General features: G+C 72.2%; 15 protein-coding genes. 5 read left to right on the top strand and 10 right to left on the bottom strand.

The features are described 5' to 3' along the window. Nucleotides 1-118: 118 nt before the first annotated feature. The 4 genes from ABR738_RS28290 to ABR738_RS28275 all read right to left on the bottom strand — a co-directional run bounded on the left by ABR738_RS28290 (nucleotide 119) and on the right by ABR738_RS28275 (nucleotide 4,520). Nucleotides 119-622 (bottom strand): ATP-binding protein, encoded by a 504-nt coding sequence (locus tag ABR738_RS28290; protein WP_350232770.1) that lies wholly within the window; start codon nucleotides 620-622, stop codon nucleotides 119-121. 285 nt (nucleotides 623-907) lie between these two features. Beyond that, the gene (locus tag ABR738_RS28285; RefSeq protein ID WP_350232769.1) at nucleotides 908-1,675 is read right to left on the bottom strand and encodes an enoyl-CoA hydratase/isomerase family protein; all 768 of its coding nucleotides are present in this window, start codon (nucleotides 1,673-1,675) and stop codon (nucleotides 908-910) included. A 109-nt stretch (nucleotides 1,676-1,784) separates the two neighbouring features. After that, nucleotides 1,785-3,026, bottom strand: a complete 1,242-nt coding sequence (locus ABR738_RS28280; RefSeq protein ID WP_350232768.1) for a L,D-transpeptidase — start codon at nucleotides 3,024-3,026, stop codon at nucleotides 1,785-1,787. Nucleotides 3,027-3,290: 264 nt separating this feature from the next. After that, on the bottom strand, nucleotides 3,291-4,520 hold the full coding sequence (locus ABR738_RS28275) for a L,D-transpeptidase (RefSeq protein ID WP_350232767.1): 1,230 nt from the start codon (nucleotides 4,518-4,520) through the stop codon (nucleotides 3,291-3,293). Between the two features lie 140 nt (nucleotides 4,521-4,660). On the opposite strand from ABR738_RS28275, the gene glgX reads away from it, so the two are divergent. After that, nucleotides 4,661-6,934: a glycogen debranching protein GlgX gene (gene glgX / locus ABR738_RS28270; protein ID WP_502964159.1), complete on the top strand. Its 2,274-nt coding sequence runs from the start codon at nucleotides 4,661-4,663 to the stop codon at nucleotides 6,932-6,934. 28 nt (nucleotides 6,935-6,962) lie between these two features. Here the strand turns inward: glgX and ABR738_RS28265 are convergent, their stop codons facing one another. Genes ABR738_RS28265 through ABR738_RS28250 form a run of 4 tightly spaced genes read right to left on the bottom strand, consistent with a single transcriptional unit; the run spans nucleotide 6,963 to nucleotide 10,600 of the window. Beyond that, entirely contained in the window at nucleotides 6,963-7,607 is a 645-nt protein-coding gene (locus ABR738_RS28265) for a response regulator (RefSeq protein WP_350232766.1), read from the bottom strand. Further along, nucleotides 7,597-8,865 carry a sensor histidine kinase gene (locus tag ABR738_RS28260; RefSeq protein WP_502964247.1) on the bottom strand — a complete coding sequence of 423 codons (1,269 nt, stop codon included), beginning with the start codon at nucleotides 8,863-8,865 and terminating at the stop codon, nucleotides 7,597-7,599. Before ABR738_RS28260 ends, ABR738_RS28265 begins: the two co-directional genes overlap by 11 nt. A gap of 59 nt (nucleotides 8,866-8,924) precedes the next feature. Beyond that, on the bottom strand, nucleotides 8,925-9,701 hold the full coding sequence (locus ABR738_RS28255; RefSeq protein ID WP_350232765.1) for an ABC transporter permease: 777 nt from the start codon (nucleotides 9,699-9,701) through the stop codon (nucleotides 8,925-8,927). After that, nucleotides 9,698-10,600, bottom strand: coding sequence for an ABC transporter ATP-binding protein (locus ABR738_RS28250; RefSeq protein ID WP_350232764.1), 903 nt, complete (start codon nucleotides 10,598-10,600; stop codon nucleotides 9,698-9,700). The genes ABR738_RS28255 and ABR738_RS28250 overlap by 4 nt, the downstream gene beginning before the upstream one ends. A gap of 238 nt (nucleotides 10,601-10,838) precedes the next feature. On the opposite strand from ABR738_RS28250, the gene ABR738_RS28245 reads away from it, so the two are divergent. The 4 genes from ABR738_RS28245 to ABR738_RS28230 all read left to right on the top strand — a co-directional run bounded on the left by ABR738_RS28245 (nucleotide 10,839) and on the right by ABR738_RS28230 (nucleotide 16,535). Then, nucleotides 10,839-12,689: an ABC transporter ATP-binding protein gene (locus ABR738_RS28245; RefSeq protein ID WP_350232763.1), complete on the top strand. Its 1,851-nt coding sequence runs from the start codon at nucleotides 10,839-10,841 to the stop codon at nucleotides 12,687-12,689. Beyond that, nucleotides 12,686-14,542, top strand: a complete 1,857-nt coding sequence (locus tag ABR738_RS28240) for an ABC transporter ATP-binding protein (protein WP_350232762.1) — start codon at nucleotides 12,686-12,688, stop codon at nucleotides 14,540-14,542. The genes ABR738_RS28245 and ABR738_RS28240 overlap by 4 nt, the downstream gene beginning before the upstream one ends. A 123-nt stretch (nucleotides 14,543-14,665) precedes the next feature. Continuing rightward, a complete protein-coding gene (locus ABR738_RS28235; RefSeq protein ID WP_350232761.1) occupies nucleotides 14,666-15,115 on the top strand; it encodes a 2-thiouracil desulfurase family protein in 450 nt (149 codons plus the stop codon). Between the two features lie 268 nt (nucleotides 15,116-15,383). Further along, nucleotides 15,384-16,535: a DUF1266 domain-containing protein gene (locus tag ABR738_RS28230; RefSeq protein WP_350232760.1), complete on the top strand. Its 1,152-nt coding sequence runs from the start codon at nucleotides 15,384-15,386 to the stop codon at nucleotides 16,533-16,535. A gap of 26 nt (nucleotides 16,536-16,561) precedes the next feature. Here the strand turns inward: ABR738_RS28230 and ABR738_RS28225 are convergent, their stop codons facing one another. Together ABR738_RS28225 and ABR738_RS28220 are read right to left on the bottom strand one after the other, a co-directional pair. Next, nucleotides 16,562-17,068 carry a DinB family protein gene (locus tag ABR738_RS28225; protein WP_350232759.1) on the bottom strand — a complete coding sequence of 169 codons (507 nt, stop codon included), beginning with the start codon at nucleotides 17,066-17,068 and terminating at the stop codon, nucleotides 16,562-16,564. A gap of 136 nt (nucleotides 17,069-17,204) precedes the next feature. After that, complete coding sequence (locus ABR738_RS28220; protein WP_350232758.1) at nucleotides 17,205-18,692, bottom strand: MFS transporter; 1,488 nt, start codon at nucleotides 18,690-18,692, stop codon at nucleotides 17,205-17,207. Between the last annotated feature and the right edge of the window lie 78 nt (nucleotides 18,693-18,770).

Raw genomic sequence — 18,770 nt, 5'->3', positions numbered from 1 at the left:
TCAGCGCCGGTGATCACACCCCCCTTCAGATCGCCGGCGCCCCACAGAAGCCCCCGAGGTGCCCCATCCGGCCGCCAGGGGGCTTCTGTGATGTCCCGCCAGGGGCTTTTCCGTGATGTCAGCGGTCGGCGACCCGCATCTCGAACCAGGTGGTCTTGCCGCGCGGCAGCAGATCCACGCCCCAGCGGTCGGACAGCTTGTCGACGAGGAACAGCCCCCGGCCGCTCACGTCGAGTTCGCGCACCGGCATCAGACAGGGCAGCCCGCGCGAGGGATCGCGCACCTCGATCCGGATCCAGCCCCGGCGGCGCAGCATGCGCAGACCGAAGACGCGGGCCCCGGTGTGGCGCACCGCGTTGCCGACGAGCTCGGAGACCAGGAGCACCGCGTGCTCGGCGAGCGTGGGCGACAGCGCCCACTGGCGCAGCACCACGGACTGGGTGATCCGGCGGGCGCTCGCGGCGGACTCGGGGCGCGAGGGCAGCCGCACCTCGCCCTCCGTCGGATTCCCGAACAACTCCAGCGCCTTGAGCGCCAGTTCGTCGTCGGCGGACGGCATCCATCGCGCCGCGGTCGCGCTCACGCGCTGCGCCGGTTGTTCCACACCCTCCAGCCCCGCCATGCCACCATCATGGCGGCCCGGGGCGGACTCCGGGGGCGTTCCGAAGGAATCGCCCCTGCGGAACGTGACGTTCCGCAGGGGCGCCATGGCATATGACAGAGGCAGCGGAGAGACGTGCGCCCCACCGTTGACCTGCGATGACGCGACGCGTTCGCATGATCACGAAGCGTTCCGCAGAGGTTTTCCTTAAGGTTGCCTTAAGGCTGTGCTAATCCCCCCACAGGGTGTACACCCCGCCCTCACATGTACAGCGTCCGTTGACGCCGTGCCTCAACTACCCCGCGTTCAGAGGAACTTGGCCTTGCCCGGGCCGTCCTCGACGAAGCTGCGCATGCCCCGCTCGCGGTCCTCGGTGGCGAACAGCGCCGCGAACCAGGTGCGTTCGATGGCGAGCCCGGTGCCCAGATCCGTCTCGAGCCCGGCGTCGATCGCCTCCTTGGCCGCGCGCAGCGCGATGGCCGGGCCCTTGGCGAGCCGCGCGGCCCAGGCGTGCGCCCGCTCGTACACCTCGGCGGCGGGCACCACCTGGTCGACCAGGCCGATGGCCAGCGCCTCGTCCGCCTTGACCTGCCGCCCGGTGAAGATGAGGTCCTTGGCCCTGGAGGGGCCCACCAGGCGGGCCAGGCGCTGGGTGCCGCCCGCGCCGGGGATGAGGCCGAGCAGGATCTCGGGCTGGCCCAGCTTGGCGTTGTCGCCAGCGACACGGATGTCGGCGCAGAGCGCGAGCTCGCAGCCGCCGCCGAGCGCGTAGCCGGTGACGGCCGCCACGACGGGCTTGGGGATGTTCGCCACGGCGGTGAAGGCGTCCTGGAGCGCGCCGCCGCGCGCGACCATGGCCGCGTGGTCCATGGCCCGCATCTCCTTGATGTCCGCTCCCGCCGCGAACAGCTTCTCGCCGCCGTACAGGACCACGGCCCGCACGTCCTCGCGCCGGCCCGCCTCCTCGGCCAACTCGCGCAGCCGGTCCTGCGTCGCGACGTCCAGGGCGTTCATCGGGGGCCGGTCGATGCGGATCGTGCCGACGCCTTCGGAAACTTCGAGGTTCACAGTCATGCAGGCAGGTTAACGGTCACTAACGACGGCGGGCCCGGCGCGTGAGCGATCGGGGTTCTCCCCCGGCCACCGCACGCCCCGGGCCCGTGGGCCGCCGCGCGTCGACGGACTACTTGGTCCACTCCGACCACGACAGGTTCCAGCCGTTGAGACCGTTGTCGGGCTGGATGGTCTTGTCCTTGGAGTTCTTCACGACGACCACGTCGCCGATGAGGGAGTTGTTGTAGAACCAGGCCGCCGGGGTGGACGGGTCGCCCGCGCCGCGCGCGTCCCGCAGACCGACGCAGCCGTGGCTGGTGTTGGCCGAGCCGAAGACCGAGGGGTCGCCCCAGTAGTTGCCGTGGATGAACGTGCCCGAGCCGGACAGGCGCATCGCGTGCGGCACGTCCTTGATGTCGTACTCGCCGCCGAAGCCGACGGTGGCGCCGTTCATCCGGGTCACCTCGAACTTCTCGCTGATGACCATCTGCCCGTTGTACGTGGTGTTCTGCGGGGAACCCGCGCTGATCGGGATGGTCTTGAGGGACTTGCCGTCGCGCTCGACCTTCATCGTGTGGGCGCTCGCGTCGACCGTGGAAACCTGGGAGCGGCCGATGGTGAAGTGGATCGTGCGGGTCTGCTTGCCGTAGACCCCGGGCCGGCCCTCGACGCCGTCCAGGTTCATCTTGACGGTGACCTTGGTGCCGGGCGCCCAATAGTTCTCGGGGCGGAAGTCCAGACGGTCGTTGCCGAACCAGTGGCCCTGAACCGGTACGGAGGGCTCGGCCGTCACGGTGATCGCCTTCTCGACGGCCTCCGGGTTGGTGATGCCCCGGCTGAAGTTGAGCGAGACCGGCATGCCGACGCCGACGGTGGAGCCGTCCTCGGGCACGTACTGCCCGATGAAGGTGTTCTTCGGGACGAGCGTGGTGAAGGTGGTGTCCTTGGCGGACTCACGGCCCTTGGCGTCCTTGGCGACCGCGTGGACCTTGTACTGCGTGGCGGAGGCGAGGTGCTGGTCGGGAACCCAGCCGACGCCGTCGGGGGATATCTTCCCTGCGACCGCGTTGCCCTTGCTGTCGGCCACCGCGACGGCGGTCAGCTTTCCCTTGTCGGCGGATATCTTCAGCGCGCCGTTGGTGGCCACGTCCTTGGCGTTGTCGGCCGGGGCGATGGTGACCACGGCCTCCGAGGCCTTGGTGTCCTCGCCGGCGCCCGCGCTGCCCGCCTTGGACTTGGAGCCGCCGCCACCGCCGCCGCAGGCGGTGACGAGCAGCAGCATCGCCCCGAAGATGAGGGCCAGCAGTGCGCTGCCCCGGCGCCCGCGCCGACCGGATCCGGCCGATGCCCCCGAAATAGGCTGCCCGTTCAAGACTGTTCTCCCCTCGCGCGGCGTGGCCTCGCCACCGCCGCACTCACTCACCCCCGTACGCGTCCTCGCGCGCACACGGCGCTAGATAATCACACCGGATGCGGCCCGATCTCCCTTCCCATGTCACCGTTCAGTCCCAAATCTTCCTGGAACCCTCAGGTGAAACACAGAAACCGTTCCCGGTTGCTTAACCGGGAACGGTTTGAGGGACCGAGAACGGTCGGGGGCCGTGTGCCGTGGGGGCGATGGACGCGCGGACGCGATTCAGGAGAGCGCGGAGCCCGCCTTCCACTTCGCCCAGTCCATGTTCCAGCCACCGAGCCCGTTGTCCGGAGCGACCTGGCGGTCATGGGAATTGACCACCTCGACGACATCGCCGATGAGGGTCCGGTCGAAGAACCAGCCCGCCGGGGTGTCCGAGCTGCCGCCCTTCACATCGCGCAGCCCCACACAGCCGTGGCTGGTGTTGGTGTTGCCGAACGTGCTGGAGGGAGCCCAGTAGTTGCCGTGCAGGAAGGTGCCGGTGTTGGTCAGCCGGATGGCGTGCGGAACGTCGGGGATGTCGTACTCGCCGCCGAAGCCGACGGTTTGACTGTTCATCCGCGTCACGTCGTACATCTCGCTGACCACCATCTTGCCGTTGTACGTGGTGTTCTTCGGCGACCCCGCGGAGATGGGCAGCGTGGACACGAGCTCGCCGCCGCGCCGCACCTCCATGGTGTGCGCCTCCGCGTCCACCAGGGACTGCTGGTCGCGGCCCACGGTGAAGCCGATCGTCTTGTCCTGGATGCCGTACACCCCGGGGGCCGCCAGGACGTCGCGCAGGCGCAGGTCGACGGTGACCTTGGTGCCGGGCGCCCAGTACCGCGCGGGCCGGAAGTCGAGCCGGTCCTTGCCGAACCAGTGGCCCCGCACCTCCACCGGCGGCTGCGAGGTGATCCTGATGGCCCGCTCGACGGCCGCCCTGTCCTTGATCGCCTGGTTGAAGTTGAAGGAGACGATCATGCCGACGCCCACCGTGGAGCGGTTCTCGGGTTTGAAGTAACCGATGAACCGGTGCTCCGGCACGAACGTGGTGAAGGTGGTGTGGCGGGCCTGGCGGTGGCCGTGCCCGTCGAGCGCCACGGAGTCCACCGTGTACAGCGCGGCCAGCTGGAGCGCCCCCGCCGTCGGCGTCCACGTCAGCCCGTCCTCGGAGATCTTCCCGGGCACCTCCTCGGGCTGCGCGTCCTCCGTCTTCATCACCTTGACCCGCTCCAGGCGCCCGCTCGGCACCCGCACCCGCACCTTCTGGTCCGCCGCGACGCCCTTGGCGCCGTCGTCCGGGGTCACCAGGATCGCCTCCCGGGGTGTCAACGGCTTGCCGCCGATGTCACCGATGTCCAGGGCGCCCCCCGAGCACCCGGTCAGCGCGGCCACCAGGACCGCCGTCAGTCCTGCCCATGCCAGGGCGGCGGCCGTGCCCGCCCCTGCCCGCTTCAGTACGTCTGTCACGACCGGCCCAACGACCGCGCCCCGCCCAGGGAAACGTGAGTACGAGGGCTGTTGCGGGAAGAACAGGTGCAGGGACACGCACGGGGAGCCGCGGCCGGGACGCCGCGGCTGCCCTGTGCCAAGCCGCGGGAGGCCGTCAGGTGTCGAGCGCAGCCGAGCAGGAGGCAGTGCGGGGTGGCCCCGAGGGGGTGCCCGATCTCAAGGGCGCGCCCGGCGTGGAGGTGCGCCGGAGGGTGAACGGCCACCGGGGTGAACCGGGGGCCCTGCGCCCCCCTGTGTGGCCGGGCGCGCCCACCCCGCTCGGCGCCCGCTACCGGGTCGGCCCTGACGGGGTGGCGGGCACCAACTTCGCGCTGTGGGCGGGGGGCGCGGAAGCGGTCGAGGTATGCCTGTTCGACGCGGCGGGCACCGAGATCCGGCTCGCGCTCACCGAGCTGACCCACGAGATCTGGCACGGGTTCGTGCCGGGCGTCCAGCCCGGCCGGCGCTACGGATTTCGGGTGCACGGGCGCTGGGACCCGTGGACGGGCGCCCGCTGGAATCCGGCGAAGCTGCTCCTGGACCCGTACGCGCGAGCCGTGGACGGAGACTTCACGCTGCCGCCCGAGGTGTACGGGCACGTGCGCGACTGGCCGCAGCAGCACGTCGCCGACACCGTGCGCGACGACCGCGACTCGGCGCCGCACGTCCCCAAGGGCGTGGTCGTGCAGGACGACGACGACTGGGCCGACGACCACCGGCCCAAGACGCCCTGGTCCGACTCCGTCATCTACGAGCTGCACGTGCGCGGCTTCACCCGGCTCCACCCGGGCGTCCCCGAGCATCTGCGCGGCACCTACGCGGGCCTGGCCCATCCGGCCGCCGTCGAGCACCTGGTGCGGCTCGGCGTGACGGCGGTGGAACTGCTTCCGGTGCACCAGTTCGCCCACGAGGACCATCTGCTGCGGCGGGGGCTGCGCAACTACTGGGGCTACAACTCCATCGGATACTTCGCCCCGCACGCCGCGTACTCGGCGAGCGGGAGCACGGGGCAGCAGGTCGGCGAGTTCAAGCGGATGGTGCGGGCGCTGCACGCCGCCGGCATCGAGGTCATTCTCGACGTGGTCTACAACCACACCGCCGAGGCCGGCGAGCTGGGGCCCACTTTGTCGCTGCGCGGCATCGACAACCGCGGCTACTACCGCCTCCAGGCCGACGCCCGCCGCTACGCCGACTACACGGGCTGCGGCAACACCCTGCACGTGGTCCAGCCCCAGGTGCTGCGGCTGATCACGGACTCGCTGCGCTACTGGGTGACCGAGATGGGCGTCGACGGTTTCCGCTTCGATCTGGCGGCCGCGCTCGCCCGCTCGATGCACGACGTCGACATGCTCTCCCCCTTCCTCGCCGTGATCGCCCAGGACCCGGTCCTGCGCCGGGTCAAACTGATCGCCGAGCCGTGGGACGTGGGCAACGGCGGCTACCAGGTGGGCTCCTTCCCACCGCTGTGGACGGAGTGGAACGACCGCTACCGGGATGCCGTACGCGACTTCTGGCGCGGCGCCCTGCCCGATGTGCGCGACCTCGGCTACCGGCTCTCGGGCTCCAGCGACCTGTACGCCTGGGGCGGCCGGCGCCCGTACGCGTCGATCAACTTCATCACCGCGCACGACGGTTTCACCCTGCGCGACCTCGTCACCTACGAACGCAAGCACAACGAGGCCAACGGCGAGGGCAACCGGGACGGCACCCACGACAACCGGGCCTGGAACTGCGGAGCGGAGGGCGAGAGCGACGACCCCGATGTCACCGCGCTCCGCCGCCGCCAGCTGCGCAACCTCCTCACCACGCTGCTGGTCTCCACGGGCGTGCCCATGCTGGTCGCGGGCGACGAGATGGGCCGCACCCAGGGCGGCAACAACAACGCCTACTGCCAGGACAACGAGGTGAGCTGGGTCGACTGGTCGCTCCTGGACGAGCCCGGCCCCCGCGCGCTGCTCGAACTGACCACGCGGCTGGTGGAGTTGCGCCACCGCCACCCCGTCCTGCGCCGCCGCGCCTTCTTCTCGGGGCGCTCGCAGGGCGCCGACGGGCTGCGGGACCTGGCCTGGTTCACCCCGCTCGGCGAGGAGATGACGGAGCGGGACTGGTACGCGCCGGCCGCCACCATCGGCCTGTACCTGTCCGGCCGTGACATCCCCGGGCGCGACGCCAGGGGCGCCCCGGTGGTCGACGACAGCTTCCTGATCCTGCTGCACTCCGGGGATGGCCCGCGCGAGTGCGTGCTGCCGGGCCCGCCCTGGGCCGGCTCCTACGAGCTGGTGGTGGACACCTCGCTGGAGCAGCAGGACCGGGCGCCCGGACAGGTGCACCGGGGCGGCCGGACGGTGACGCTGCCGGCCCGGTCGCTCCTTGTCCTCAAAGTGGTGGAGTAGATCCCGGGCGCTGGGGCTGGGGCAGGGCCTAGCCGAGGATCTTGCGGTCGTACGCCACCGCGACCGCCGCGGCCCGGTCCTTGACGCCCAACTTGCCGTAGATGTGGGTCAGATGGGTCTTCACGGTGGCCTCGCTGATGAACAGGGCCCGGGCGATCTCCCGGTTCGAGGTGCCCCTTGCGACCAGCTGGAGCACTTCGCGCTCACGGGCCGAGAGCGGTTCGCCGACCGGGACCGAGGGCGTGCGCACCGCCGTGACCAGCCGGGAGGCGACGGCGGGCGAGAGCACGGTGCGTCCCTCGGCGGCGGCCCGCACCGCGGTGAACAGCTCCTCGCGGGGGGCGTCCTTGAGCAGATACCCGGTGGCGCCCGCCTCGATCGCGGGCAGCGTGTCGGAGTCGGTGTCGTACGTGGTCAGGACGAGGACCTTGGAGCGAAGACCGCGCCGGGCGAGCTCGGCGATCGCGGCCACTCCCCCGCCGCCGGGCATCCGCAGATCCATCAGGACGACGTCCGGGTCGAGTTCCTGCGCGAGGTCGACGCCCTGGACGCCGTCGGATGCCTCGCCCAGGACGTCGAAGCCGTCGGCCGAGGCGAACATGCCGCGCAGACCGTCCCGCACCACGGGATGGTCGTCGCAGATCAGGAGGGTGATGGTGGCGTCAGTGGTCATGGGGGACCAACGGTACGCGGGCCGAGACGGCGGTGCCATGGCCGGGCTCGGATTCCACGGTGAGGGCGCCCGCGATGCGTTCGGCGCGGGCCCGCATGCCGTCGAGGCCGAAACCGCCGGCGCCGGAACGGGCCGGCAGGCCGAGCGGGTCGAAGCCCTGGCCGTCGTCGCGGATGTCGAGGGAGACCTCCTCGCCCATGAAGGAGAGGGTGACGCCGACGCGGGAGGCGTGGGCGTGACGGCTCGCGTTGGCCAGGGCCTCCTGGGCGATGCGCAGCAAGGTGGCCTCGATCTCGTCGTGGAGCTGGACGGCGGTGCCGGTCACGGTGAAGTCGGCGCGCGCTGCGTGCCGGGCGCCCCAGTCGGCGACGGTCTTCTTCAGCGCCTCGTGCAGGGCGTCGTGTTCGAGGTCGAGGGGGCTGAGGTTCTGCACCGAGCGGCGGGCCTCGCCCAGACTGTGCCGGGCCAGTGACTGGGCGCTGGCGAGGTGGTCGCGCACGAGGGCGGGGTCGGTGGCGCCCGCGACCACCTGGAGCTGGGCGATGATGCCGGCCAGGCCCTGGGCGATGGTGTCGTGGATCTCGGCGGCGAGCCTGCGGCGTTCGTCGGCGACGCCCGCCTCCCTTGCCTGGAGCAGGAGTTGGGCGTGCAGGGCGGCGTTCTCGTCGAGGGCCTGCTGGAGGCGGGCGTTGGTGGTCTCCAGCTCGGCGATGGTCTCGCCCTGCACGCGGGCCCGCTCGTCCTCCTGGGCGGCGAGGTGGCTGAACACGGTGAGCAGGACGCAGTTGATGACGAGCACCGCGCCGAACACCACCCACCCCATGGTCCCCTTGGGTGGCAGCCCACCGGACTGCGAGCCGGCCATGATGACGGCGGTCGCGAACAGGCCGATCCGCACCAGGCGGCGGGGCAGCAGCGCCTGCGCTCCGAAGTAGCCGCACACGGCGTAGAAGGCGAAGAACGGGTTGAGCCAGGTGAGGGCGAAGGCGAAGGCCCAGCGCAGGAAGTAGTAGACGGCGCCCGCGGCGCTCGGCCCCGGCCGCGTCCGGCGCAGCCGGTCCCAGCCGGTCTGGAGCAGCAGGGCGCCGCCGGCCAGGGCGACGGCGGCCCAGCGGGTGGCGGGGCTCATCAGCAGGTCGGCGGTGGCTGCGGCGGCGAGGCAACCGATGAACAGGAGTCCATAGGGGCCCCAGCGGTGGAACGTCTCCCAGCGTTCCTCCACCATGTCCCGCTTCGCCGTGCTCGCCCCGTCGTTCATGGCCCCAGTCTCGTCCACGGCGCGCCCGGCCACCGTCTCGCCCCATCCGGGCGCCGCCGTCACTGCCACCGGAACCAGCGGGTCGCGGCCACCGAGAGCAGTACGGGCCACAGGGCCAGGATGCCGAGGTGGTCCCAGCCGGGCCAGGTGCCGGCCGCGGCCTCGGTCAGCGCCTGGGCGGCGGCGCCGAAGGGCAGCAGTTCCACGATCCGGCCCAGGGTGTCGGGCATGGCCTGGACGGGCAGCCAGACGCCCGCGCTGAACATCATCGGGAAGAACACCGCGGAGCCGACCGCGTTGGCGATCTTGGAGGTACGCGAGAGCGCGGCGACGAGGGCGCCGAGGGCGAGCGCGCTCAGGACGGCGAGCAGCAGCGCGAGGGCGTACCCGAAGAGCTGGCGGGGCAGTGCCACGTCGAAGGCGAGCCTGCCGACCGTGAGGGACAGGACGGCGGAGACCAGGGCGGCCGCGCCGTGCAGCCCCACCTGCGCGCCGAGCACGGCGGAGGGACGTACGGGGGTGGCCGACATCCGGCGCAGGATGCCGCGTTCGCGGTAGCCGGTGATGACCGGCGGCATCGCCTGGAGCCCGGCCATGATCATGGACAGGAGGACGGCGACGGGTACGTAGGCGTCGACGAAGCGGATGCCGCCGAGCGCCTTGTCGGGGTCGCGGAAGCCCGGGATCGAGCCGAGGACCACCAGCAGGACGGTCGGGAAGACCATGATCCAGAAGAGGCCGGCGGGCTCGCGCCTGAAGAGCGTGGCCTCGGTCCGCAGCACGGCCGCGGCGGCCGGGCGGGCGGGGCGCGGCGGGGTGAGGGTGCTGCTGGTCATGCCGAGGCCTCCGTCAGGTCGAGGAACGCGTCGTCGAGGGTGGCCTCGGACACACGCAGTTGGTGGGCGGTGATGTGGTGCCGGGCGAGCAGGGTGATCACGGCGTTGACGGTGTCGTCGGTGCCGTGGATGGTCACCCGGCCGTGCTTCTCCTCCACGGCGGCGGCCCCCGGCAGCGCGGGGAGCGCGAGGTCGTCCAGGGGCGCGGAGGGCGTGAAGGAGATGATGGTGGAGCCGGCCGCGCGCCGGATCAGACCCGAGGGCGTGTCAAGCGCGGCGATCCGCCCCTGGTCGATGACGGCGACCCGGTCGCACAGCCGCTGGGCCTCCTCCATGAAGTGGGTCACGAGCAGGACGGTGACCCCGCCGCGCCGTACGTCCTCGATCAGCTCCCAGGTGTCGCGCCGGGCCCGGGGGTCGAGCCCGGTGGTCAGCTCGTCGAGCACCACCACGCGCGGGTTGCCGATCAGGGCGAGCGCGATGGACAGGCGCTGCTTCTGGCCGCCCGACAGCTTGGCGAAGCGGGTGGACAACTTCTCGGTGAGCCCAAGCCGTTCGGCGAGCGGGCGCCAGTCGGCCGGGCGGGGATAGAAGGCGGCGTACAGCTCCAGCGCCTCGCGCACGGTGAGCTTGGGCTGGAGCTCGCTCTCCTGGAGCTGGGCGCCGAGGACTTGGGTCACCTCGTCGTGGTCGGCGACCGGGTCGTACCCGGCCACCTCGACCGCCCCGGCGTCCGGGACGCGCAGCCCCTCGACGCACTCGACGGTGGTCGTCTTGCCGGCACCGTTGGGGCCGAGGATCCCGAAGATCTCGCCCTCCTCGACGGTGAAGCTGACGCCGTCGACCGCGGCCCTGCGGCCGTACGCCTTGCGCAGCTCGTTGACTTCGATGATTGCCATGCCTTGAGAATCCCGGTCGGCCGGGGCCCGCCGCATCGGCCATCGCGCTCGACCCGCGATCAACCGATCGGTTGACGGGCGCTACGACCCCGGCGCGGCCCCCGGTCCCAGGACCGGACCAGCGGCACCCGTCCCAGGGCCGGCGGACCAGCGGCGTCGGTCCTAGGACCAGCGGACCAGCGGCACCCGTCCGAAACTCGGTGGGCACTGTCCGTGCCCGTCCGTAGGCTCACCCCTGATGTCCGAAACACACGCAGCCACCCAAGACCAGTCGGCCACGCGCTCGCTCCTGAGGCTCTGGCCGTACGTGCGACCTGTGCGAACGCGCTGGTTCTGCGCGGCCTTCATCGCCGTCGTCGCCTCCTGCCTCGGCCTGGTGATCCCGCTCGTCCTGAAATGGATCGTCGACGGGCCGGTCGCGGAGCGCGACCCCGGCGGCGTGTGGCTCGGCGCGCTGTATCTGCTGCTGCTCGGGCTCGCCGAGGCGCTTCTGTTCGGCTTGCGGCGCTGGCTGGTCGCGCGGCCGCTCGCGGGGGTCGAGGCGGACATGCGGGCCGATCTGTACCGGCGCGTGCAGCGCCTGCCGGTCTCCTTCCACGACCGCTGGTCCTCGGGCCAGCTCCTGTCGCGCGGCACCACGGACCTCATGCTGCTGCGGATGTTCCTGGCCTTCCCGCTGACGTTCCTGATCGTCAACGGAGTCACGATCCTGGCCGGGTTCGCGATCCTCATCTCCCAGGACTGGACCCTCGGCCTGGTGCTGCTGGTCCCAGTCGTCCCGCTGGTGGTCGTCTGCTCGCTCTTCGAGACGCGGTACGCCCTGGTCGCCCGGCAGGCGCAGGACCAGGTGGGCGACGTGACGACGGTGGTCGAGGAGAGCGTGCTCGGCATCCGGATCATCAAGGGGTTCGGCCGGCACCGCGCCCAGGCCGTGGCCTTCGGCGAACTCGCCCGGCGGCTGCGCGGCACCGAGCTCGCCAAGGCGCGGCTGCTGGCCGGGATCTGGGGCCTGATCACCGCGATCCCCGAACTGGCCATCGCAGCGGCGCTGGTGCTGGGCACGGTGCGGGTGGCGGACGGGGAGCTTTCGGCGGGCACGCTGGTGGCGTTCCTGTCCACTGCGCTGGCCCTGCGCTGGCCGGTGGAGTCGATCGGCTTCCTGCTGGCGATGAGCCAGGAGGCGGCGACGGCGACGACGCGGTTCTTCGAGGCGATGGACGAGGACGGGGAGGAGGCCGAGGAAGCGGAGGAATCCGAGGGAGCGGCTGAAGGAGCCCCGCAGGAAGCCCCGCTGGGAGCCGCGTCGGGGCCGGGCGGCACGGGAGCGGCATCGGACGGGGTCCGGTTCGAAGGGGTGGTGTTCTCGTATCCCGACGCGCCGGCGGACAGCGTGCCCGTGCTCGACGGGGTCGATCTGCACATACGGCCCGGCGAGACCATGGCGCTGGTCGGGGGGACCGGATCGGGCAAGACCACGCTCACCGCGCTCGTGCCCCGGCTCTACGAGGTCTGCGGCGGCCGGATCACGCTCGACGGGCAGGACATCGCCAAGATGCCACGTGAGCGGCTGCGGGGGCTCGTCTCCGTGGCGTTCGAGGAACCCACCCTGTTCTCGGCGTCCGTCGGCGCCAATGTGGCGATGGGCGGCGGGAGTTCACCCGATGTGGAGCGGGCCATCGACATCGCGCAGGCCCAGTTCGTACGGCGGCTGCCGCAGGGCCTCGACACCCAGGTCGGCGAGCAGGGGCTGAGCCTGTCGGGCGGTCAGCGCCAGCGGCTCGCGCTGGCGCGGGCGGTCGTGGGGCGGCCCAGGTTCCTGATCCTGGACGACCCGCTCTCCGCGCTCGACGTCCACACCGAGGCCCTGGTCGAGGCCGCGCTGCGCCGCGTGCTCCAGGACACCACCGCGCTGGTCGTCGCCCACCGCCCCTCGACGGTGATGCTGGCCGACCGGGTGGCGCTCCTTTCGCGCGGACGCGTCGCCGCCGTCGGAACCCACCAGGAACTGCTGCGCGACAACGCCGAATACGCCTGGCTGATGTCGGGCGCGGACGACCACCACCACGACGAGCCGGAGGACACCCGATGACCACGACGGTCGGCAAGGAGGTGGCCACCGGCGACGAGGCGGTGGCCGAACCGGGCGCGGGCACCGACCCGTTCGACCGGGACGAGCTGCCCGCGCCGCCCGGCGCGACCGGCGCGCTGCTGCGGTCCCTGCTGGCGCCGCTGCGCCGGCGCGTGGTGCTCGCGACGCTGACGCTCGTGGTGCAGCAGGCGGCGGCCCAGGCGGGCCCGCTGCTCGTGGCGTACGCCATCGACCGGGGCGTACCGGCATTGCGCGCGCACGACTACGGCCCGCTCGTCGGCGTGGGCGCCGGCTATCTGCTGTGCGCGCTGGCCTCGGGGTTCTTCCAGTACGCCTTCATCCGGATCTCCGCCGGCGTCAACCAGGACGTGCTGCTCGACCTGCGGGGGCGCATCTTCCGGCACGCGCAGGCGCTGAGCGTGGACTTCCATGAGCGCTACACATCGGGCCGGCTGATCTCGCGCTCCACCACGGACGTCGAATCGCTGCGGGAACTGCTCAGCGAGGGGCTTCAGGAGCTGATCGGGGTGGTCCTCTCCTCGGTCTACATCTGCGCGATGCTGCTCTGGCTCGACTGGGGCATCGGCGCGCTCGCCGTCGCCTCCTATCTGCCGCTGCACTTCCTGATCCGTGGCTACCGGCGCCGGGCCGGGGAGATCTACGGGGTCCGGTCCACGGCGATGGCCGCCGTGATCGTCAAGTTCGCGGAGACCCTGAACGGCATCCGTCCGGTGCGGGCCTTCCGGCGCGAGCGGGCCAACGACGCCGAGTTCCAGGAGCTGAACCGGCGGCACGAACGCAGCAACGGTGACGCGCTGCTCGAGATGGCGCGCTATGTGGTGGGCTCACGACTCGTCGCCAACACCGCGGTCGCGGCGATGGTGCTGTGGGGTGCGACGAGGGTCGCGGACGGCACCCTCGCCCTGGGTGTGCTGGCGGCGGCGGTCCTGTACCTGCGTCGTCTGTACGACCCCATCGACCGGCTCGGCATGTTCCTCAACTCCTACGAGTCGGCCGCCGCCTCCCTGGCGAAGGTGGCCGGCCTGCTCTCCCAGGTGCCGTCCGTCCCCGAGCCGGTGCGGCCGGCGGCCCTGCCGGAGCGGGCGAGCCATCTGCCGGGCCGGCGCGTCGACTTCGAGGGGGTCGGCTTCTCCTACCGCACCGGCGGCGAAGTGCTGCCCCGGTTCGATCTCGCCATCCCCGCCGGCCAGACCGTGGCGGTGGTCGGCTCGACGGGCGCGGGCAAGTCCACCCTCGCCAAACTCCTGGCCCGCTTCTACGACCCGACCACCGGCCGCGTCCTGCTCGACGGCACGGACCTGCGCGAGCTGTCCGTGCGCGAGCTGCGGCGCGGGGTGGTCATGGTCACCCAGGAGGCGTTCCTGTTCTCCGGCACGGTCGCCGAGAACATCGCCATCGGCCGCCCGGACGCCTCCCGCGAGGAGATCGAGCAGGCCGCGAAGGCGATCGGCGCGCACGACTTCATCGCGGACCTGCCGCAGGGGTACGACACGGACGTACGCAAGCGGGGTGGCCGCATCTCCGCCGGACAGCGCCAACTGGTCGCGTTCGCACGGGCGTTGCTTGCCGACCCGGCGGTGCTGATCCTCGACGAGGCGACCAGCTCCCTCGACGTCCCGGGCGAGCGCGCGGTGCAGCGCGCCATGCACACGGTCCTGGGGGGCCGGACGGCGGTGGTGATCGCGCACCGGCTGTCCACGGTCGAGATCGCGGACCGGGTCCTGGTGATGGAGCACGGTCGCGTCGTGGAGGACGGCGCCCCCGCCGACCTGATCGCGGGCACGGGCCGCTTCGCCGATCTGCACCGGGCCTGGCGGGACAGCCTGGCCTGACACCCCCCGGGACGCGGGTCCGCGGCTTCGTGCGCACTGCCGGCGGATCATGAGCACTGTCCGGGTAGCTCCGGACGATCATGGGCAACGGTCCGTGACGATGGCTGGGGCTAGCCTGGCGGCATGCAAGCAATCCTGGTCAGCGCGTGTCTGCGCGGGGTGCCATGCCGATTCGACGGGCAGCACAAGGCGTCTTCGGAGATCGAGGAAGTGGTGGCAGGTCGCGAAGTCGTCTCCTTCTGCCCCGAAGTGGCGGGTGGGCTCGCGACGCCTCGGCGGCCCGCGGAGCTGGTGGGCGGCGACGGGCACGACGTGCTCGACGGGGCGGCACGGGTCGTTGAGGACACTGGACGTGACGTGACAGCGGAGTTCGTGGACGGAGCGCGGCGCGCACTGGCGGCGGCACGGCACGGAGGCTGCACGGAGGCGCTGTTGATGCCGCGCAGTCCGTCGTGCGGACGTGGCGCGGTCCACGACGGCTCGTTCGCGGGGGAGCTGATGCCAGGAGACGGGGTGACGGCGGCGCTGCTCGAGCGGAACGGGATTACCGTGCGGCCCGCGCCCGGGGTGTGAAGCGATCACGAGCCGGCCCCACCTCAACCGGCCACTGACCGTGAGCAGCAGCGGGAACGACGGTGCCTTCCGGAATGCTCGGCCCCGTCGCCACGCCCGGTCTGCTCAGCGCGCGCGGATTCCGACATTCCCGCAGGACCCGGTGCTCACGGAATCGTGGACCCCACACCGGGCCCCGCCCCAGCCCTCGTCCGCCCCTTCGGACAGGTTGCCGCCCCGCACCCACCTGCCGCCGCGCCGGCCGGGACCGGTTTCGTAGGATCGGGGGGTGGCAACGGCAACGGGGATCAGCTGGGCGGCACCGACGGAGACGGAGTGGCTGCTGCACTCCGCGGGGCTGCGCGGCGACATGGAGGCGCAGCTGCGGGTGCTGGCCCGCGAGGTGCTGTACATCGCCGCGCCGAAAGCCGAGGTCGACGCGAGCCCCGACCGGGTCCGCTGGCCCGCCTACCGGGACGCGGCGGGGCGCCCCTGCAAGCCGGTGCTCACCCGAGGCATGCTCCCGCCGTGGCACCCGGACTGGGTCTTCCACGGGGTCACGCTCGGGTGGATCGCCGGGTCGGGTCTGCTCGGCGGGCGTACGCTGCTCGCGGTCAACGCGGGCACCCCGGCCCAGTTGTTCCTGCCGACGGGCGCCGACCATCTGGACCGGTGGCGCCGCCTCCACGCGGAGGCCGAGCGCCCCGAGCGGCTGACGGGCCTGCGGCACGGCGCGCTGCACGGCCCGCTCGCTTACGGGCTGGCCTGCGGCGCGCATCTGGCGGTCACCCACGACGTGCCGTGGAACGAGGTGGGCTCCCTCTACCAGGAGTACACCGCCGAGGTCCGGATGCTCCGCGACTCCTGGGGCATCACCGACCCGGCGAGCTGGCGCCGGCAGGTGGACGCCCTGCTCGACGCGCGCAACAGCCCGCCCGAGCACGGCTTCGTGCTGCGCGTGCGCGAAGAGCTGCGGGCCGGGCTCGGTGAGGCGCCGCCGCCCGAGCTGTGGCGCGAGACGGCCGCCGGGCACGCCCAGGACATCGGGGTGGGGCACGCCGCCGTCACGGAGATCGAGGAACTGGTGCGGCGCGTCATGCGCTACGAGGCCCGGTTCCGCGCGGACGGCCTGCTCCCGCCGGACGGCCGGGTCACCTCGGTCGTCGCCTACGACTACGGGCGCGCGGTGAACCTGGCGCGCTGGGGGCTCTCGGCCCGGCTGTGCACACCGCACGAGGCGGAGCAGGTGATCGTGCACGCGGGCGCCCTGAGCAAGGCGGCCTACCGCTCCTGGGAGGACTTCTCGGCGGGGTACGCGCTCGGGCGCGTGCTGCGCTTCGACCAGGAGTCGTACGGGAGTTACTACCGGCAGAACGTAACCGCGCACCGGATCCTCACCGACCACGAGGGCAGCCCCTGGCGCAACCTCCCCTGGCGCTGACCCGGGGCCCCGCGCGACGCTCCGTCTCAGGCGCCCACCACTCCGTCGATGCCCTCCCGCACGAGGTCGGCGTGGCCGTTGTGCCGACCGTACTCCAGGATCAGGTGCGGCATCACCATGCGCAGCGACACGTCCTCACCCCAGCGCGGCTGGTGACCGGCGAGGTCGAGGGACGGGGCGTCGCGCTCGATGCGCCGGGAGTGCTCGACCTCGGCGCGCCAGGCCGCGAACGCCTCGTCGGCGGTTGCGCCGGTGGTGTCGTACGCGGCCTGGAAGTCGACCTTGTCCGACCACACCATCGGCACGTCGTGATCCTCGAACACCCGGCGGAACCAGGCGCGTTCGACTTCGGCCATATGCCGGACGAGCCCGAGCAGGGAGAGGGTGGAGGGCGGCATCGAGGGGCGCCGCAGCTCCTCGTCGCCGAGCCCGTCGCACTTCATGGCGAGCGTGGCCCGCTGGTAGTCGAGAAAGGCGCGGAGTGTCTCGCGCTCGGTGCCGAAGTGGGGCGGGCCTGTGCGGGGGTCGGTCATGGGGTGCGCTCCTAGCCGGTCGATACTTCCGGCAGCGTACGCACCCTGCCTCTGGCCTCCCACTCCCCAGGGGCGCGGGGAACTGCGCGAGGAACCCACGGCCACCCGCGCCCGAACGCACCCGAGTTGGACCCTCTCACTTCTGCCGCAGCCGCAACGACAACACCGCCGCCCCCGCCATCAGCACCGCCGCCCCCACCGCCGCCGCATCCAGGCCCCGCGTGAACGACGCGAACGCGACCGTCAGGTCGGCGCCCCGGAGTGACGCCACCGCACCCCCCAGCGTCTCGCGTGCCGACGCCGGCGCGTGGGCCATGCCGTGGCGGTAGACCGCCGCGCCGAGGGAGCCGAGCACCGCCATGCCGAGCGCCCCGCCCAGCTCCTGGCCGGATTCCAGGACCGCCGCCGCCGATCCGGCCCGCTCGGGCGGCGCCGCGCCGAGGGCGAGTTCGTTGGCCAGGGCCATCGCCGCGACGAGCCCGCAGGTGTAGACGGCGCAGGCGGTGAGGGTGAACCACAGCGGCGTGTGGGTGCGGACCTGGGACAGCGCGAGGAATCCGCAGGCGGAGACGGCGAAGCCGGCCGCCATGACGTAACCCCGGTCGAAGCGCCGCGCGAGCGCGGCCCCGCCGGGCGCCCCCGCGAACGCCCCCACCGCGGGCACCAGGCTCCACATCGCCGCGCGCAGGGGGCTGTTGGCGAGCACCGTCTGGAGGTACTGGGTGAGGAAGACCGCCATGCCGACCGTCGCCCCTATGGCGAAGAGGTTGGCCAGCACCGCGCCGCCGAAGGCACGCCGGCGCAGCAGCACCAGGTCGACCAGCGGGTGGGCAAGGCGCGACTGGCGGCGTACGAAGACGTACAGGAGGGCGAGCCCGCCGAGGACGGAGACGGCGGGCAGCAACTCCAGGCCGTCGCGGGCGAGTTCCTTGACGCCCTGGATCACGGGCAGCAGCCCGGCGAGCGACAAGACCGCGCTCGGCCAGTCGAAGCGGCCCGGCGCCGGCTGCTTCACCTCGGGCAGCAGGAACGGCGCGAGGACGAGCAGCAGGAGCATGGCGGGCAGGTTGATGAGGAACACCGAGCCCCACCAGAAGTGTTCGAGCAGCGCGCCGCTGACGACCGGGCCGAACGAGATGCCGACGGTCATGACGCCGGTCCAGGCGGTGACCGCCTTGGCGCGCTGGCGCTCGTCGTGGAAGAGGTTGCGGATCAGCGCGAGTGTGGAGGGCATGAGCGCGGCCCCGCCGACGCCGAGCAACGCTCGCGCGGCGATGAGGAGTTGGACCGAGTCCGCGTAGGCGGCGGCGACCGAGCCAAGGCCGAAGACGGCGGCGCCCGCGAGCACGAGCCGGCGCCGCCCCACACGGTCACCGAGCGCGCCCATCGTGATGAGCAGTCCGGCCAGCACGAAGCCGTACATGTCGAGGATCCACAGCTGCCCGGTGGAGCTGGGCGCGAGGTCCTGGCTGATGAAGGGGATGGCGAAGTAGAGGACGGAGACGTCCATCGAGACGAGGAGCAACGGCAGCATGAGGACGGCGAACGCGGTCCATTCCCGGCGCCCGGCACGCGGCGGGGCGGGGTCGGCGCGGCCCGTGAAGGGGCCGAGGGTGGTGTCCATGCGGGGAGCGAAGCAGGGCCCCGCGTACGCCGCTACCGGCGGCCTAGTGCACCGACCCCGTACCCCGGGTGACGGGCC

Source organism: Streptomyces sp. Edi4, from assembly GCF_040253615.1.
Lineage (GTDB): Bacteria > Actinomycetota > Actinomycetes > Streptomycetales > Streptomycetaceae > Streptomyces.
The sequence above is the reverse complement of the archived record's forward strand: the minus strand, read 5'-3'. Positions and strand labels throughout refer to the sequence as shown.

Coding starts and splice junctions, on each gene's coding strand:
- ABR738_RS28290 (WP_350232770.1), bottom strand. CDS start 622: ATGGCGGGGCTGGAGGGTGTGGAACAACCGGCGCAGCGCGTGAGCGCG.
- ABR738_RS28285 (WP_350232769.1), bottom strand. CDS start 1,675: ATGACTGTGAACCTCGAAGTTTCCGAAGGCGTCGGCACGATCCGCATC.
- ABR738_RS28265 (WP_350232766.1), bottom strand. CDS start 7,607: ATGACCACTGACGCCACCATCACCCTCCTGATCTGCGACGACCATCCC.
- ABR738_RS28260 (WP_502964247.1), bottom strand. CDS start 8,865: ATGAACGACGGGGCGAGCACGGCGAAGCGGGACATGGTGGAGGAACGC.
- ABR738_RS28255 (WP_350232765.1), bottom strand. CDS start 9,701: ATGACCAGCAGCACCCTCACCCCGCCGCGCCCCGCCCGCCCGGCCGCC.
- ABR738_RS28250 (WP_350232764.1), bottom strand. CDS start 10,600: ATGGCAATCATCGAAGTCAACGAGCTGCGCAAGGCGTACGGCCGCAGG.
- ABR738_RS28245 (WP_350232763.1), top strand. CDS start 10,839: ATGTCCGAAACACACGCAGCCACCCAAGACCAGTCGGCCACGCGCTCG.
- ABR738_RS28240 (WP_350232762.1), top strand. CDS start 12,686: ATGACCACGACGGTCGGCAAGGAGGTGGCCACCGGCGACGAGGCGGTG.
- ABR738_RS28235 (WP_350232761.1), top strand. CDS start 14,666: ATGCAAGCAATCCTGGTCAGCGCGTGTCTGCGCGGGGTGCCATGCCGA.
- ABR738_RS28225 (WP_350232759.1), bottom strand. CDS start 17,068: ATGACCGACCCCCGCACAGGCCCGCCCCACTTCGGCACCGAGCGCGAG.
- ABR738_RS28220 (WP_350232758.1), bottom strand. CDS start 18,692: ATGGACACCACCCTCGGCCCCTTCACGGGCCGCGCCGACCCCGCCCCG.